14 protein-coding genes and 1 tRNA gene are annotated in these 12527 nt (G+C 68.3%); 9 read left to right on the forward strand and 6 right to left on the reverse strand.

Annotated elements, in window-relative coordinates; all coding sequences use genetic code 11:
- Positions 1 to 5: 5 nt before the first annotated feature.
- Positions 6 to 896, reverse strand: a complete 891-nt coding sequence (locus FHP25_RS26520; RefSeq protein ID WP_231712487.1) for a septal ring lytic transglycosylase RlpA family protein — start codon at positions 894 to 896, stop codon at positions 6 to 8.
- 134 nt (positions 897 to 1030) lie between these two features.
- Positions 1031 to 1954: a LysR family transcriptional regulator gene (locus FHP25_RS26525; protein WP_147849998.1), complete on the reverse strand. Its 924-nt coding sequence runs from the start codon at positions 1952 to 1954 to the stop codon at positions 1031 to 1033.
- A 199-nt stretch (positions 1955 to 2153) separates the two neighbouring features.
- On the opposite strand from FHP25_RS26525, the gene FHP25_RS26530 reads away from it, so the two are divergent.
- From FHP25_RS26530 to fdxA, 7 genes are read left to right on the forward strand one after another with little or no spacing between them, the layout of a single operon-like run.
- Positions 2154 to 3194, forward strand: coding sequence for an ABC transporter substrate-binding protein (locus tag FHP25_RS26530; RefSeq protein WP_178133799.1), 1041 nt, complete (start codon positions 2154 to 2156; stop codon positions 3192 to 3194).
- Between the two features lie 47 nt (positions 3195 to 3241).
- On the forward strand, positions 3242 to 4030 hold the full coding sequence (locus tag FHP25_RS26535) for an ABC transporter ATP-binding protein (RefSeq protein WP_147850075.1): 789 nt from the start codon (positions 3242 to 3244) through the stop codon (positions 4028 to 4030).
- Complete coding sequence (locus tag FHP25_RS26540) at positions 4030 to 4878, forward strand: ABC transporter permease (protein WP_147849999.1); 849 nt, start codon at positions 4030 to 4032, stop codon at positions 4876 to 4878. Before FHP25_RS26535 ends, FHP25_RS26540 begins: the two co-directional genes overlap by 1 nt.
- Positions 4879 to 4915: 37 nt before the next feature.
- On the forward strand, positions 4916 to 6265 hold the full coding sequence (locus FHP25_RS26545) for an FAD-dependent oxidoreductase (protein WP_147850000.1): 1350 nt from the start codon (positions 4916 to 4918) through the stop codon (positions 6263 to 6265).
- Positions 6266 to 6280: 15 nt separating this feature from the next.
- Entirely contained in the window at positions 6281 to 7468 is a 1188-nt protein-coding gene (locus tag FHP25_RS26550) for a CaiB/BaiF CoA transferase family protein (protein WP_147850001.1), read from the forward strand.
- A complete protein-coding gene (locus FHP25_RS26555; protein ID WP_147850002.1) occupies positions 7465 to 8241 on the forward strand; it encodes an enoyl-CoA hydratase-related protein in 777 nt (258 codons plus the stop codon). The genes FHP25_RS26550 and FHP25_RS26555 overlap by 4 nt, the downstream gene beginning before the upstream one ends.
- An 11-nt stretch (positions 8242 to 8252) precedes the next feature.
- Complete coding sequence (fdxA, locus tag FHP25_RS26560; RefSeq protein ID WP_147850003.1) at positions 8253 to 8585, forward strand: ferredoxin; 333 nt, start codon at positions 8253 to 8255, stop codon at positions 8583 to 8585.
- Between the two features lie 27 nt (positions 8586 to 8612).
- On the opposite strand, the gene FHP25_RS26565 is transcribed toward fdxA, so the two are convergent.
- The gene (locus tag FHP25_RS26565; RefSeq protein WP_147850004.1) at positions 8613 to 9602 is read right to left on the reverse strand and encodes a L,D-transpeptidase family protein; all 990 of its coding nucleotides are present in this window, start codon (positions 9600 to 9602) and stop codon (positions 8613 to 8615) included.
- A 75-nt stretch (positions 9603 to 9677) separates the two neighbouring features.
- Positions 9678 to 10559, reverse strand: coding sequence for a lytic murein transglycosylase (locus FHP25_RS26570; RefSeq protein ID WP_147850005.1), 882 nt, complete (start codon positions 10557 to 10559; stop codon positions 9678 to 9680).
- Positions 10560 to 10773: 214 nt separating this feature from the next.
- Between FHP25_RS26570 and FHP25_RS26575 the strand changes: the two genes are divergently transcribed.
- Entirely contained in the window at positions 10774 to 11202 is a 429-nt protein-coding gene (locus tag FHP25_RS26575; RefSeq protein ID WP_147850006.1) for a hypothetical protein, read from the forward strand.
- Between the two features lie 194 nt (positions 11203 to 11396).
- Positions 11397 to 11486 (forward strand) — tRNA-Ser (locus FHP25_RS26580).
- A 23-nt stretch (positions 11487 to 11509) separates the two neighbouring features.
- Here FHP25_RS26580 and FHP25_RS42685 read toward each other — a convergent pair.
- Positions 11510 to 12142: a Hint domain-containing protein gene (locus tag FHP25_RS42685; RefSeq protein WP_147850007.1), complete on the reverse strand. Its 633-nt coding sequence runs from the start codon at positions 12140 to 12142 to the stop codon at positions 11510 to 11512.
- Complete coding sequence (locus FHP25_RS26590; protein WP_178133800.1) at positions 12037 to 12483, reverse strand: Hint domain-containing protein; 447 nt, start codon at positions 12481 to 12483, stop codon at positions 12037 to 12039. The genes FHP25_RS42685 and FHP25_RS26590 overlap by 106 nt, the downstream gene beginning before the upstream one ends.
- Positions 12484 to 12527: the final 44 nt, after the last annotated feature.

Consider the following 12527-nt stretch of genomic DNA (forward strand, 5'->3'; position numbering starts at 1 on the left):
GCTCCCTATTCGGATACGACCCGGCAGTCGCTATGTCCGGCGCGCTGCAAGGATCCCTGCACGTTATAGGCCTCGTCCGGGCTGGCATAGGGGCCAATCCGCACGCGATACACCGTCACACCACCGGTGCTGACGGTCTGGCCGATCGATGTGTCGCCGAAGCGCGCCAAGGTCGTGCGCAGCCGCTCGGCGTTATCAAGGCTGGCGAAAGCCCCGGCCTGCACGAAATAGCCGCCGGCCGGCGGCACGGTCGCCACGGCCGGCACGACGGCGGGAGCGACCGCGGGCGGCGCGCTCGCCTGCACGAACGCGGCCGGCGATGATGGTGGCGGTGGCGGCGGCACCTCGGCCACCGGCGCCGGCGGTGGTGGCGGAGGCGCCGCGGCGACCATCACAGGCGCCGGCTGCGACGACGGGCGCTGGATCGCGGCGAGCTGCTCGGCGGCGCTGCCGCCGCCCATCGCGACGTCTTTCACGACGCGGCTTTCGCGCTCCATGAGCTCGACCCGCACGGCGGCCGTGCCGGCACGGGTCATGTCGAGCTGCTCGGCCGCCGCCTTCGAGAGGTCGATGATGCGTTCGCGCGCGAACGGTCCGCGGTCGTTGATGCGCACCACCGCCACGCGGCCGTTGTCCAGGTTGGTGACACGCACGATGCTGGGCATCGGCAGCGTTCGGTGCGCCGCCGACGGCAGGTTCTGATTGTAGGGTTCGCCGTTGGCGGTGCTGTTGCCGTGGAAGCCGGGACCGTACCACGACGCCTGGCCGGTCTCGGCGTACGACCAGTTCTCGGCCGGATAATAGGTTCGGCCGGCAATCGTGTAGGGATTGCCGACCTTGTAGCTGCCTCGGCTCGTGTCGGGCGAGCCGGCACGGGTGCCACAACCGCCGAGCACCAACGCCAATAGCGCAGGCGCCACGACCAGCCACGCAGGAGGGGACTGCGGGCAACGTGATATGGTGTTCATTGATTGGCTTTTTACCATACCGGTGGGGTGCCGGCCAGCCTACAGGCGGAGAGAAGGGATGTTCAGCGCGGCTCGATGGCGCGGATGTCCTGCATCAGATCGTCCAGGTGGCGAACCAGCTCGGTGGCCAGAACATGCACATGCGGTGCGGTGGCGCGGCTGCGGTGAACGAACAGACCGATCTCGCTGCTCGCCAGGCCCGGCTCGACCAGCGGCACGCAGATCAGCTCCCCGCGCTGGATTTCATCCACAAAGCCCGTTGGGGTGAAGAAGCCGATGCCGAGGCCGGAGGCTATCGCCGCCTTCATCACGGTCAGGGAATTGGACAGGATGCGCGCGGCGAACTGGGCCCCGCTATGGACGAACTCGCTTTCCGACACGGCGTCCAGCAGCCATGGATCGTTGAGCATCACCACGGGATAGTCGGCGCACTGCGTCAAGGTGAGCGTGCCCGTCGACGCCAGCGGATGATCGGGCCGCATGATGGCCCCCAACGCCGTGCGCAACCGGGCGATGACCTCATAGCTGCGTTGGCGTTTGTCGATGAACAGCAGCGCGATATCCGGCCGGCCCGCGCGCATCTCCTCGACGTGCTCGGCCGGGTCGGCATCGATCACCCGAAACGAGATATGGGGATGCTGGGCCGCCACGGCCTCGATCGCCCGCGGCACGACGCGCACGAGCAGCGACGGGATCGTCACGACCCTGACCTCGCCGTGTATGTCGCCCTTGAGCGCCGCGATATCGTTGCATGTGCGCTGCCACTCGGACAGGGTATGGCGCGCGTGACGCAGAAGGTGTTCCCCCGCGGCGGTCAGGCGCACACCGTTGCCCCGCCGCTCGAACAGCGCCACGCCGATCTCGTCTTCGAGCTTGAGGATCTGCCGGTTGACCGCGGATGAGGCCACGTTCAGCGCGGCCGCCGCGCGCCGGATCGACCCCAGACGGGCAACGCTGTCGAGGTAGCGCAGCACCACCGCGTGCATGGCCTCACCATCTCCCCTGCATCAGAGCGATGCCAAAAAGGCATCACCTCGTGCGAAATTCTATTCTTCCGATGTTCACCGAACCCCTCCTAAAGTCAATCGATCCGAGGGCGACCGGTCGACCGAAGCGAGGAAAAACAGCAGCGCCGTCGGCAAGGAAGCTGGGGTCCACGCGACCCATGAAAGGGAGGTGCGCATCATGGCGATCACGTCGTCCGCCACCCGACGGCATGTCCTCAGAACCGGCGCTGTCCTGACCGCCGGCCTGGCCTGCCCGCTGATCCTGCCGGCCAGAACCTTCGCTCAGCCGGCCGGCACCCAGGCCATCAACATGCAGCTGGGCTGGCTCGCCAACAACAACCAGCTCGGCGAGATCGTCGCCAAGCGGCTGGGCTATTTCGAGGAAGAACGCATCAACTTCACGATCCAGCCGGGCGGTCCCAGCATCGATGGCGTCGCCATCGTCGCGTCGGGCCGCTATGAGATCGGCCAGGTCTCGTCAAGCCCGTCGCTGCTGCTGGCGGCTTCCCAGGGCATTCCGGTGAAGTGCTTCGCCGTCGGCGCTCAGCAGCATCCGTACAGCTTCTTCTCGCTGCCGGCCAAGCCGATCAAGTCGCCGCAGGACATGGTCGGCAAGAAGGTCGGCATCCAGGCCACCGGCCGCGTGCTGCTGTCGGCGCTGCTGCGCAGGCACAAGATCGCCGAGAGCGATGTGAAGGTCGTGGTCATCGGCGCCGACATGTCGCCGCTGCTCACCGGGCAGGTCGACTGCGTCACGGGCTGGGAAACCAACCGCACCGCGCTGAAGCCGCTGGGCCCCGATATGATCACCATGCGTCTGTGGGACCACGGCGTGCGCCTCTACGCCATGCCCTACTACGCGACCACCAAGACCCTGGAGGCCAAGGGGCCGCTGCTGGCCGGCTTCCTGCGCGCCGCCGGCCGCGGCTGGCAATACGCCCACGACAACCTGGAGAAGGCTGTCGACCTCTTCATGCAGGAATACCCCGACCTGGTGCGCGATGACGAGCTCACCGCGTCCAAGATCCTGCTGAGCTACATCTTCACCGACAAGACCCGGGAGAACGGCTGGGGCTGCTTCGACGCCGCGGTGTGGCAGGAGCAGATCGACCTCTACGCCGCCCTGAGCCAGTTCTCCGCCGGGCCGCCCGCCGTGACGACGGTCATGACCACGGCGCTGCTCGATGCGACGCGCGACAAACGCCCGAAGATCGGTTGAGGGAACGCGCCGTGCCCGCTCTTGCCCTCGACCGTCCATCCGACCGGATGGCGCCGACCGCGGCAGGGGATGCTACCCCCGCCATCACCCTGGACCGGATCACGGTCCGCTTCACCACCGAGCGCGGCACCGTGACCGCGCTCGACGGCGTCGACCTCTCGGTCCAGCCCGGCGGCTTCGTCACCCTGCTCGGCCCTTCCGGCTGCGGCAAGTCCACGTTGCTGCGCGTGGTGGCGGATCTGATCGCCCCGTCTAGCGGTTCAGTGCGGGTCCTGGGCGGCGATGCGTCGGTGGCGCGTGAGCGGCGCGACATCGGCTTCGTGTTCCAGGACGCAGCCCTGCTGCCGTGGCGCACGGCGCAGCAGAATGTCGAGCTGCCGCTCGAGGTCGGCGGTGGCCGCGCGCAGCCAGGCAAGCGCAGTCCGCGTGAGCTCCTCGAGCTGGTCGGCCTGGCCGGCTGGGAGAACGCCTACCCGCACGAGCTGTCGGGCGGCATGCGCCAGCGGGTGTCGATCGCCCGGGCGCTGGTCAACGATCCGAAGCTGCTGCTGATGGACGAGCCGTTCGGCGCGCTGGACGAGATCACCCGCGACCGCCTGAACGAGGAGCTGCTGCGGGTGTGGGAGGAGACGGGCACGACGATCCTGTTCGTCACCCACTCGATCTATGAAGCGGCATTCCTGGGCCAGGAGGTGCTGCTGCTGGCAGCCCGTCCCGGCCGTGTCCGTGAGCTGGTTCCCGTTGACCTGCCGGCGCCCCGCCAGATCGCGATGCGCGAGACCCGCGCCTTCGTCGAGCTTGTCGCGCACCTGCGCCGTGTCCTGGAAACCTGCTGATGTCCTTGCGCGCAACAGACGCCCTGCAGATGGGCGGCGCCTTCGCCGAGGATGCCGAAGCGCAGGCTCGCTTCGAAGGCACACAACGGATGCTCGCCTGGCGGCGGCGCCTGCTGCCCATCGCGGCCGTCGTTGGCCTGCTGGTGGTATGGGAGATCGCGGTCGTCGTCTTCGACATCAAGCCGTTCATCGCGCCGGCGCCCAGCATGGTGGCCAAGGTGCTGGCCGCCAAGTTCGGCATGCTGATGTCCAATCTGCTGCCGACCGCCATCGAGGCGCTGTCGGGCTTCCTGCTGGGCAACGCGGCGGCAATCGCGATCGCCACGGCCTTCGTCTACAAGCGCACGCTCGAGGAGGCGTTCTTCCCGGTCGCGGTGATGATCAACACCATCCCGGTGGTGGCCAAGGCGCCGATCCTGGTGCTGCTGCTCGGCAACGGCATGGAGCCGAAGATCGCCATCGCGGCGCTGATCTGCTTCTTCCCCACCCTGGTCAACATGACCCGCGGCCTGCGCGACGTGAGCCCGCAACAGCTTGAGCTGATGCGCATCCTGTCGGCCTCGCCGCGCGAGGTGTTCATCAAGCTGCGCCTGAAGAACGCCCTGCCCTACCTGTTCTCCGCGCTCAAGATCGCGGCCTCGACGGCGGTGATCGGCGCCATTGTCGGCGAATGGATCGGCGCCACCGCCGGCATCGGCGCGCTGATCATCCAGGCGACCTACAATTTCGACTCGCCCCTGCTCTACGCCACGATCGTCGTCGGCTCGGCGTTCTCGGCCACGTTCTTCGGCGTCATCAGCTGGGCTGAGCGTCGTCTGCTGAAATGGAACGTCGGTCACGCAGCCTGATTGCGCGCCCCTGCCCCCGAAGCTTGGAGCCACTCGCATGACATCCGTTCACATCGCCGAGCCGGAAGGCCATGTCCCTGTCGTGGCCCGCGCCGACCTGGTCGTCGTCGGCGGCGGCCCGGCCGGCATCGCCGCCGCCGTGGCCGGCGCCCGCAACGGGCTGTCGGTGGTACTGCTGGAACGCTACGCCTATCTCGGCGGCCTGGCATCGGGCGGCATGGTCCTGGTGCTGGACGACATGTGCAACGGCCCCGAGATCAGCGTGCGCGGCCTGTGCGGCGAGATGATCGACCGCATGGAACGCATCGGCCTGTGCGTCACGCCGCCGGAAGCCGATCGACGCTCGGACGAGGCGATGTGGCGGAAATGGTCGCGCTGGGGCGTGTTCGATTTCCATTCGCACGTGAAGCCGCAGCCGATCTGCTATGCCAGCGCGTTCGATCCCGACGGCTACAAGCGTGTCGCCAACGACATGGTGCGCGAAGCCGGCATTCAGCTGCGCCTGCACAGCTGGTTCTCGCGCGCCATCGTCGAGGGCGGCCGCATCACCGGTGTCATCTGCGATACCAAGGAGGGCCGCCAGGCGGTGATGGGATCGGTGGTGGTCGACGCCACCGGCGACCTCGACGTCGCGGCCTCGGCCGGCGCGCCGTTCATCCAGGGCGCCTTCATCGTCACCACCGTGTTCCGGCTGGGCGGCGTCGACACCGACACGGCGGAGCGCTTCGAATACGAGGAGCCGGAGGCATTCAACGCCATCGATCGCGAGGCCAAGCGGATCATGGGCGGGTCGTGGGACAAGTGGTGGCTGAAGACCCCCCTGCCCGGCATCGTCTGGTGCAACTGCCCGCACATGGCTGGCTTCGACGGCCTGAAGATCGACGACCTGACCCGGGCCGATTTCCAGGGGCGCGACCGCATCGCAGCCCTGCTGGCGTATGTGCGGCAGAAGATGCCGGGCTTCGAGAACGCCTTCGTCGTCGACGTGGCGCCGCAGATCGGCGTGCGCCAGACGCGGCTGCTCGACGGCGCCTACGTGATGTCGAAGGAGGACGTCATGCAACGCCGCCACTTCGCCGACTCCGTCGCGCGCGGCCGCGACTACTACTACCCGTACCGGACCTTGCTGCCGCGCCACGTGGCACAGCTGCTGGTGGCCGGCCGGCACTATTCGGCGACGTCGGCGGCCCAGCGCATCTCGCGCGAGATCCCGCCCTGCATGGCGATGGGCGAGGCGACGGGCGTGGCCGCGGCGCTGGCGCTGCAAGCCGACGTCACCGTCGACAAGATCGACGTGGCGCGCTTGCAGGCCGTGCTGCGCGCCCAGGGCGCCGATCCGGGCGACCAGCCGGCGGCCAATGCGTATGTGGCGCAAGCCGCCGCGTAACGGGAGCGACAGAGCATGCAGAGCGACGCGATCCAGCCCCTGTCGGGCGTGCGGGTGATCGACTTCTCGCAAGTGATGCTGGGGCCGAGCGCCACCCAGGTGCTGGCCGACTACGGCGCCGACGTGATCAAGATCGAGCGGCCGGGTGCCGGCGACCTGTCGCGCGGCTCGATCCCGGGCGATCCGGACGGACCGAACAACCCGGTGTTCCGCAGCCTCAACCGCAACAAGCGCTCCATCGCGCTCGACCTGCGTGGCGAGGACGGCCGGCAGGTGATCTACGATCTGGTGCGCGGCGCCGACGTCGTGGTCAACAATTTCCGCGCCGGCGTGATGGAGCGCATGGGCTTCGGCTACGCCGAGCTGGCCGAGATCAACCCGCGCATCATCTGCGCCTTCGGCTCCGGCTTCGGCCAGGCCGGGCCGCTGGCCTACAAAGGCGGCCAGGACATCCTGGCCCAGGCGCTGTCGGGCGTGATGATGCGCAAGTGCAACGACGACGAGCCGCTCACCATCTACGCCACCTCGCTGTGCGACTACTCGGCCGGCATGCACCTGGTGCAGGCGATCCTGCTGGCGCTGCTGCAGCGCGAGAAGACGGGCCGCGGCCAGCAGGTGTCGGTGTCGCTGTTCGAATCCATGCTGGCGATGCAGATGCAGGAAGCCGCGATGTGGCTGCAGCGCGGCCGCGATTTCAGCTGGGGTGCCTATCCGCTGACCGGCGCCTTCAAGACCACCGACGGCGCCGTCGTGCTGGTCGGTGCGTTCAAGGCCAATCCGCTGCAGGACATCTGCGCTGCGCTCGGGCTCCCGGACCTGTCGGCCGACCCGCGCTACGCCACCTTCGACGGCCAGATGGCGCACAAGGCGGCGCTGCATGCCTTGTTCAGGGAGCGCTTCGCCAGCAACACGACGGAGCACTGGCTGGCCCGGCTGGATGAGGAGGACTTGCTGTGCGCGCCGGTCCTGAAGCTGTCGCAGGCGCTGGCGCACGAGCAGACGCGGGTCAACGGCAGCGTTGTCTCGCATCGAGCTGAAGACCCGCTGGCACTGATCGGATCGCCGCTGACCATGGATCCGTCGGCCTTCCAGATTCGTCACGCGCCGCCGGTGCTCGGTGCCGATGGCGAGGCGATCCTGACGGAGGCCGGCTTCTCCCCCGACCGCATCCGCCGGCTGCGCGACACGGGTGTGCTGGCATGACGGTGCATTTCAGCGTCGAGGGCCATGTCGCGCGGGTGACGATCGACCGGCCCGATCGGATGAACGCCGTCGACCTGGCGACGGAGGCCGAACTCGTGCGGATCTGGGAGGCGATCGAACGCGACCGCGCTGTCCGGGCCGTCGTGCTGACCGGCACCGGGGAGCGCGCCTTCTGCACCGGCGCCGACATGAAGGGCGGGCCGGGATTGAGCGGGCTTGAATACTGGGCCGCCCCCCGTCCCGGCGGCTTCGGCGGCATTGCGCTGCGCGAGACGCTCGATGTGCCGGTGATCGCGCGCGTCAACGGCCACGCGCTGGGCGGCGGCATGGAGATGGTGCTGGGCTGCGATATCGTCGTCGCGTCGGCGACGGCGAGCTTCGGCCTGCCGGAGCCGCGGGTCGGCCGCCTGGCGCTGGATGGCGGCATCGCCCTGCTGGCGCGCCGCCTGCCCCACGTCCAGGCCATGGGACTGCTGCTGACCGGCCGACGCATCGGCGCCGACGAGGCGCTGCGCCTGGGCCTGGTCAACGAGGTCGTGGCGCCGGACAAGCTGGACGCGGCGGTCGGCCGCTGGGTGGCGGACATCCTGGCCTGCGCGCCGCTCTCGGTGCGGGCCATCAAGCAGATGGTGCGCGCCGGCGCCGGATTGCCCGCCGTCCAGGCCCAGGCGCTGCGCCTGCCGGCACTGATCGAAGCCCTGCGGTCGACCGACCAGGAGGAAGGCGTGCGCGCCTTCCAGGAGAAGCGTCCGCCACAGTGGCAGGGACGCTGAGGCAGCACGCCATGACGCATGTCATCGCCTCGGCCTGCATCGATGTGAAGGACGGCGCCTGCCAGAAGGTCTGCCCGGTCGACAGCATCTACGAAGGCGGGCGGATGATGTACATCCAGCCCGACGAATGCATCGACTGCGGCATCTGCCTGTCGGTCTGCCCCGTGCAGGCGATCTATGCCGATGACGAGCTGCCGGCCGTGGAGGAGGCGTTCCGCGCTGCCAATCTGGAGTTCTTCGGCCCTGCCGTCACTGGCTGGGGCGCGCCCGGCGGTGCCGGCCCGCACCATGTCAGCGTGCTCGACCACCCGGAGGTCGCATCACGCGCGCCGCCCACGACGTGACACGCATCGCCGGCATTGGCACGCTGCTCAGTCACTCGTCGGCTTGGGCGTCTCGGCCGCCGGCGCAGGCGCCGCGGTCGGTGCTGTCGCCGGTGGCGCTTCGGCTGTGGGCTGGGGTGGCTCCGAAGGCGCCGTCGGCGCCGCAGGAGGCTGTTCACCCGGCGGTGCAGGACTTTCCCCGGCCGCCGGTGGCGGGGCCGGCGCCGCCGCCGGCTTCACCGGTGTCGGCACCGCCATGCGACGGGCCGCGGCGCGCGCCAGGTAGGCCCGCTCCTCGGCCTGCCAGTTGACATAGACGTCGGGATAGCTGGCGATCTGGCCGCGCTCGTCGGGAAAGCGCGTGTAGTAGACCAGGAACACCGGGATCTCTTCCGGCAGCGGGACCGAGTAGGTCGAGCCGCGGGCGATCATCTTGCCGATCTCGTCCTCGGTCACGCCCAGCGCCCAGGCGGCCAGCGCCCGCACCTGCTCCACGCGGATGCAGCCGTGGCTGAAGGCGCGCCGCTCCCGCTTGAACAGGCCCTTCTGGTTGGTGTCGTGCAGATAGATGAACTGGTCGTTGTCGAGCTCCAGCATCATGCGGCCGAGCGGATTGTTCGGTCCGGGCGGGATGTAGACCGCGGCTTCGTTGCGGATCATCGACGGTGTCGGCGTCCAGGACGGGTTGAACCGCACGGCGAACATCGACGAGTTCAGCTCCGGCGTGCGCGTCGCCGGCTGCCCGACCACGACGCGGCTGCGCAGGACCGGCTCGCCGTCCTTGAAAGCGACCAGCTCGTAGGACGGGATGTTCACTATGATGAACTTGCCGCGCGTCGGCACGGCGACGTTGATGCCGTGCTCGCGCATCATCTTGATGTAGGCGCTGGGCGGCGCCTCGGCCACCTGCTGCCCGCCGGTGGGCCCCGGCGTTGACGGCGTGGTCGTGGCACAGCCTGCCAGCACCAGCAGCAGCGCCCCGGCGAGGGCGAAGCACAGGGCACGGCTTCCCCCTATCACGCGATCTTGCTCAGCCATACGTCGACTACCCCCACCCCTGCCCTGTCGGAGCAGTGTACCTGAAATTTGGTCGCGGGTGGTGGACGGCGAGCGCTAGGCAGCAATGCGGTCGGACAGGATTCCGACGGCCAGCGCGAAGAAATCGGACGGATTCCAGCGCCGGATGGCCTTGAAGTTCGCCGTTGTGAGGTAGGTGCGGCCGCCGGCGCCCTCGGGGGTCACGACGCGGCCGCCGGCCGGCGCGGTCGCGCCCGGCTTGCCCGTCACCTCCTCGCCCCAGCCGACGCCCTGCTGCCAACCCGACTTGCGCAGGAAGTTCGCAGCCGAGGCGAAGACATCCGCCTTGCTGCCCCAGATGTCGCGCTTGCCGTCGCCATCGCCATCGACGGCCAGGGCCAGGAAGCTCGTGGGCATGAACTGGCATTGCCCCATGGCGCCGGCCCAGGAGCCCACCATGCGGTCAGGCGTGATGTGGCCCTGGGCCAGGATCTTCAGCGCCGCCAGCAGTTCGGCGCGGAAATATTTCGGCCGCCGCCCGTTGTAGGCCAGCGTCGCCAGCGACCCCACGACCGAGAACGTGCCCATCTTGGTGCCGTAGTGGCTTTCGATGCCCCACAGCGCCACGATCACCTTGGGCGGCACGCCATAGCTGTCGCCGATGCGGTTCAGCAGCGCCGCGTTGGCGCGCGCCAGCTCACGGCCGCGCGCGACGCGCTCCTCGGACACGACACGATCGAGATACTCCTGCCATGTCAGCTTGAACTCCGGCTGCGAGCGGTCGAGCTCGAGCACGCGCGGGATCGGCTCGACGCCACGGAACGCGCGGTCCAGCGTGCCGGCGTCGACGCCTTGCGCCAGCGCCTCGCGGCGCACGCCCTGCAGCCAGGTCTGGAAGCCGGCATCGGCCGCGGCGGGAATGATCGGGAAGGCGGCAGCGCCTGCGGCGAGGACAGTGAATGAGCGACGACTGATCATGACGGCGCCATAGCATGGTCGATCCATGGCCGCCAGCCGCGGGGCGCCCGGCGCCGGCTGCGGCTGCGGCTGCGGCTGCGCAATGCACGAAACAATTCGGCGCAGCCGTGCAGTCGTGCGGAAACAGATCGGGTGCCAACCTCGATGCGTCATCGACGCCTGGCTCAACCTGCCGCTGACGCCGGCCGCTCGATGCACATCCCCGGAGGTTCCCATGCGTCTCGATCTCGTCGTCTATGATGCTCACGGCAAAACCCGTGGCTACGCCTGCCTCAGGCTGGACCTCGACCAGTGCCAGTGGTTCGTCGAGAGCGACGACCAGCGCGCCTGGCAGCATGCCGGCTTCTCCGACTGCGGTCCGTTCGAGGTCAAGGATGACGACCTGATCTGGCTCTGGGAGCGGGAGGTCGGCAATCCCAAGCAGAACACCGCCGTGCTCACCGACATCCCCACGATCGAGATGGCGGCTGGCCAGACGGGAACCGGCCGGATCGTGACCGGCAACATCCGGCAGTTCCATGGCGGCACGCTGCACTGGACGATCGTCGAGCAGCTGCCCGCCCCGGCCCCGGCCAGCGTGCTGGTGCAGCTCACGAGCCGGATGCCCGGCATCGCGCTGGCGCCGGAGCTGCCGGCCGCCTGAACGCTTCCGGCAACGGCCTCGATCGACCGGGAACGTCCACCCCTTCCGCCGGAAGAACTGGCGGAAGGAGCGGATCACCGTGCTGCGCTGGCCAACGCTCCAACCACGGCGAGGCCAGCCGCGCTGTCCGGGCGTCTTGCGGTCGGTCGACATTGCCTGCTAAGTCCCGGCCCTCGCTCGCGATTGTTCAGTCCGGATGGGTGGCCGAGCGGTTTAAGGCACCGGTCTTGAAAACCGGCGTGGGGGCAACTTCACCGTGGGTTCGAATCCCACCCCATCCGCCAACATCCTTCAAAGATGCCCGCATCTACGGCACTTGAGCGACGGACCACCTTTCAGGCCCACACCTTAGCCCACACCCCCTCAGTTGCGAGAAAACCCGCCCGGTTGCAGGATCCGCGACCGCTGGTCCCTGCCCGTCCTGGCCTGTTATCGTGCGTCCGGTGCCAATTCGGGTGCCAACTTTCTCGGTGAAGGCGCCAAGGCGCCTGGTCGCGACCGGATCGGCCTGGAGAAACGTCAGGCTGCGCGCGCGAAGGCGTCCCTGCGCTCCTCTAGCTAGCTTGTCGCGAATGATGTCGATTGGCTGTCGCCGATCGACCACGATAGATGCCACGCTACGCATGCGCGACCGAAGCTGGCTGCGGCCGCCGGTAAGGCGCAAAAGCGGTGCGCAGCGCTCGGTCACCGCTCGGCACAGCGACTCGCAGAACGCGCCCTGCACATCCAGAATGTCGTGGCGATCGAGTTCGATATTGAAAAAGTCGAGCGTATCCCGGCCGCCCGCCGCCTCGAAGGTGATGCTGGTCCCATTGACCAAATCGCCGATTGGAATCAGGAAACCATCAACGTAGACGGGATGCCAAGCCGTGAGGCAAAGGTCCGCGTTAGGCGAGTACCACGCTGTATGAGAACCGGCAGGTTCGACTCGCCAACCCATTTCCCGGACACGCTGTTCAGGGTGTGACTGACCATTGCCCTGATCGGCGCGAAGTCCCCCGAACGCACCGCTACCATGTCGCCCGCTGCCAGGGTTTCGATCGGCCGGTGGCCCTCGCGCGTCCGGACAAGCGTGCCCTGCGCAAAGCAATGGCCGCCATTGCCGCCGCATCCGTTGGTCTGCTGACCTTTGCCACAGCCTCCTTTGCCGTTACCGTTGTTGCCTGGGTCTGCCGATGCCTGCCTATGCAGAGCGCTGGTCACCAAGAACGCGCTCACCAGCATGGCTGACTTCAGTGCATTGCGTCGTGCGCGATCAGCCTTCGCACTTCTGACGCTCATGCCATCTTCCCCCCGCTGACACGAAACGTGGGCTGGTTCACAAA

It is taken from the genome of Vineibacter terrae (assembly GCF_008039615.1).
In the GTDB taxonomy this organism is placed as follows: Bacteria; Pseudomonadota; Alphaproteobacteria; order Reyranellales; family Reyranellaceae; genus Vineibacter; species Vineibacter terrae.

Excerpts from the sequence above, each read along its gene's own strand:
- FHP25_RS26545 (WP_147850000.1), top strand. The coding sequence starts at position 4,916 with ATGACATCCGTTCACATCGCCGAGCCGGAAGGCCATGTCCCTGTCGTG.
- FHP25_RS26550 (WP_147850001.1), top strand. The coding sequence starts at position 6,281 with ATGCAGAGCGACGCGATCCAGCCCCTGTCGGGCGTGCGGGTGATCGAC.
- FHP25_RS42685 (WP_147850007.1), bottom strand. The coding sequence starts at position 12,142 with ATGGGTTGGCGAGTCGAACCTGCCGGTTCTCATACAGCGTGGTACTCG.
- FHP25_RS26540 (WP_147849999.1), top strand. The coding sequence starts at position 4,030 with ATGTCCTTGCGCGCAACAGACGCCCTGCAGATGGGCGGCGCCTTCGCC.
- FHP25_RS26525 (WP_147849998.1), bottom strand. The coding sequence starts at position 1,954 with ATGCACGCGGTGGTGCTGCGCTACCTCGACAGCGTTGCCCGTCTGGGG.
- FHP25_RS26535 (WP_147850075.1), top strand. The coding sequence starts at position 3,242 with ATGGCGCCGACCGCGGCAGGGGATGCTACCCCCGCCATCACCCTGGAC.
- FHP25_RS26590 (WP_178133800.1), bottom strand. The coding sequence starts at position 12,483 with ATGAGCGTCAGAAGTGCGAAGGCTGATCGCGCACGACGCAATGCACTG.
- FHP25_RS26530 (WP_178133799.1), top strand. The coding sequence starts at position 2,154 with ATGGCGATCACGTCGTCCGCCACCCGACGGCATGTCCTCAGAACCGGC.
- FHP25_RS26575 (WP_147850006.1), top strand. The coding sequence starts at position 10,774 with ATGCGTCTCGATCTCGTCGTCTATGATGCTCACGGCAAAACCCGTGGC.
- FHP25_RS26570 (WP_147850005.1), bottom strand. The coding sequence starts at position 10,559 with ATGATCAGTCGTCGCTCATTCACTGTCCTCGCCGCAGGCGCTGCCGCC.
- FHP25_RS26555 (WP_147850002.1), top strand. The coding sequence starts at position 7,465 with ATGACGGTGCATTTCAGCGTCGAGGGCCATGTCGCGCGGGTGACGATC.
- FHP25_RS26565 (WP_147850004.1), bottom strand. The coding sequence starts at position 9,602 with ATGGCTGAGCAAGATCGCGTGATAGGGGGAAGCCGTGCCCTGTGCTTC.
- fdxA (WP_147850003.1), top strand. The coding sequence starts at position 8,253 with ATGACGCATGTCATCGCCTCGGCCTGCATCGATGTGAAGGACGGCGCC.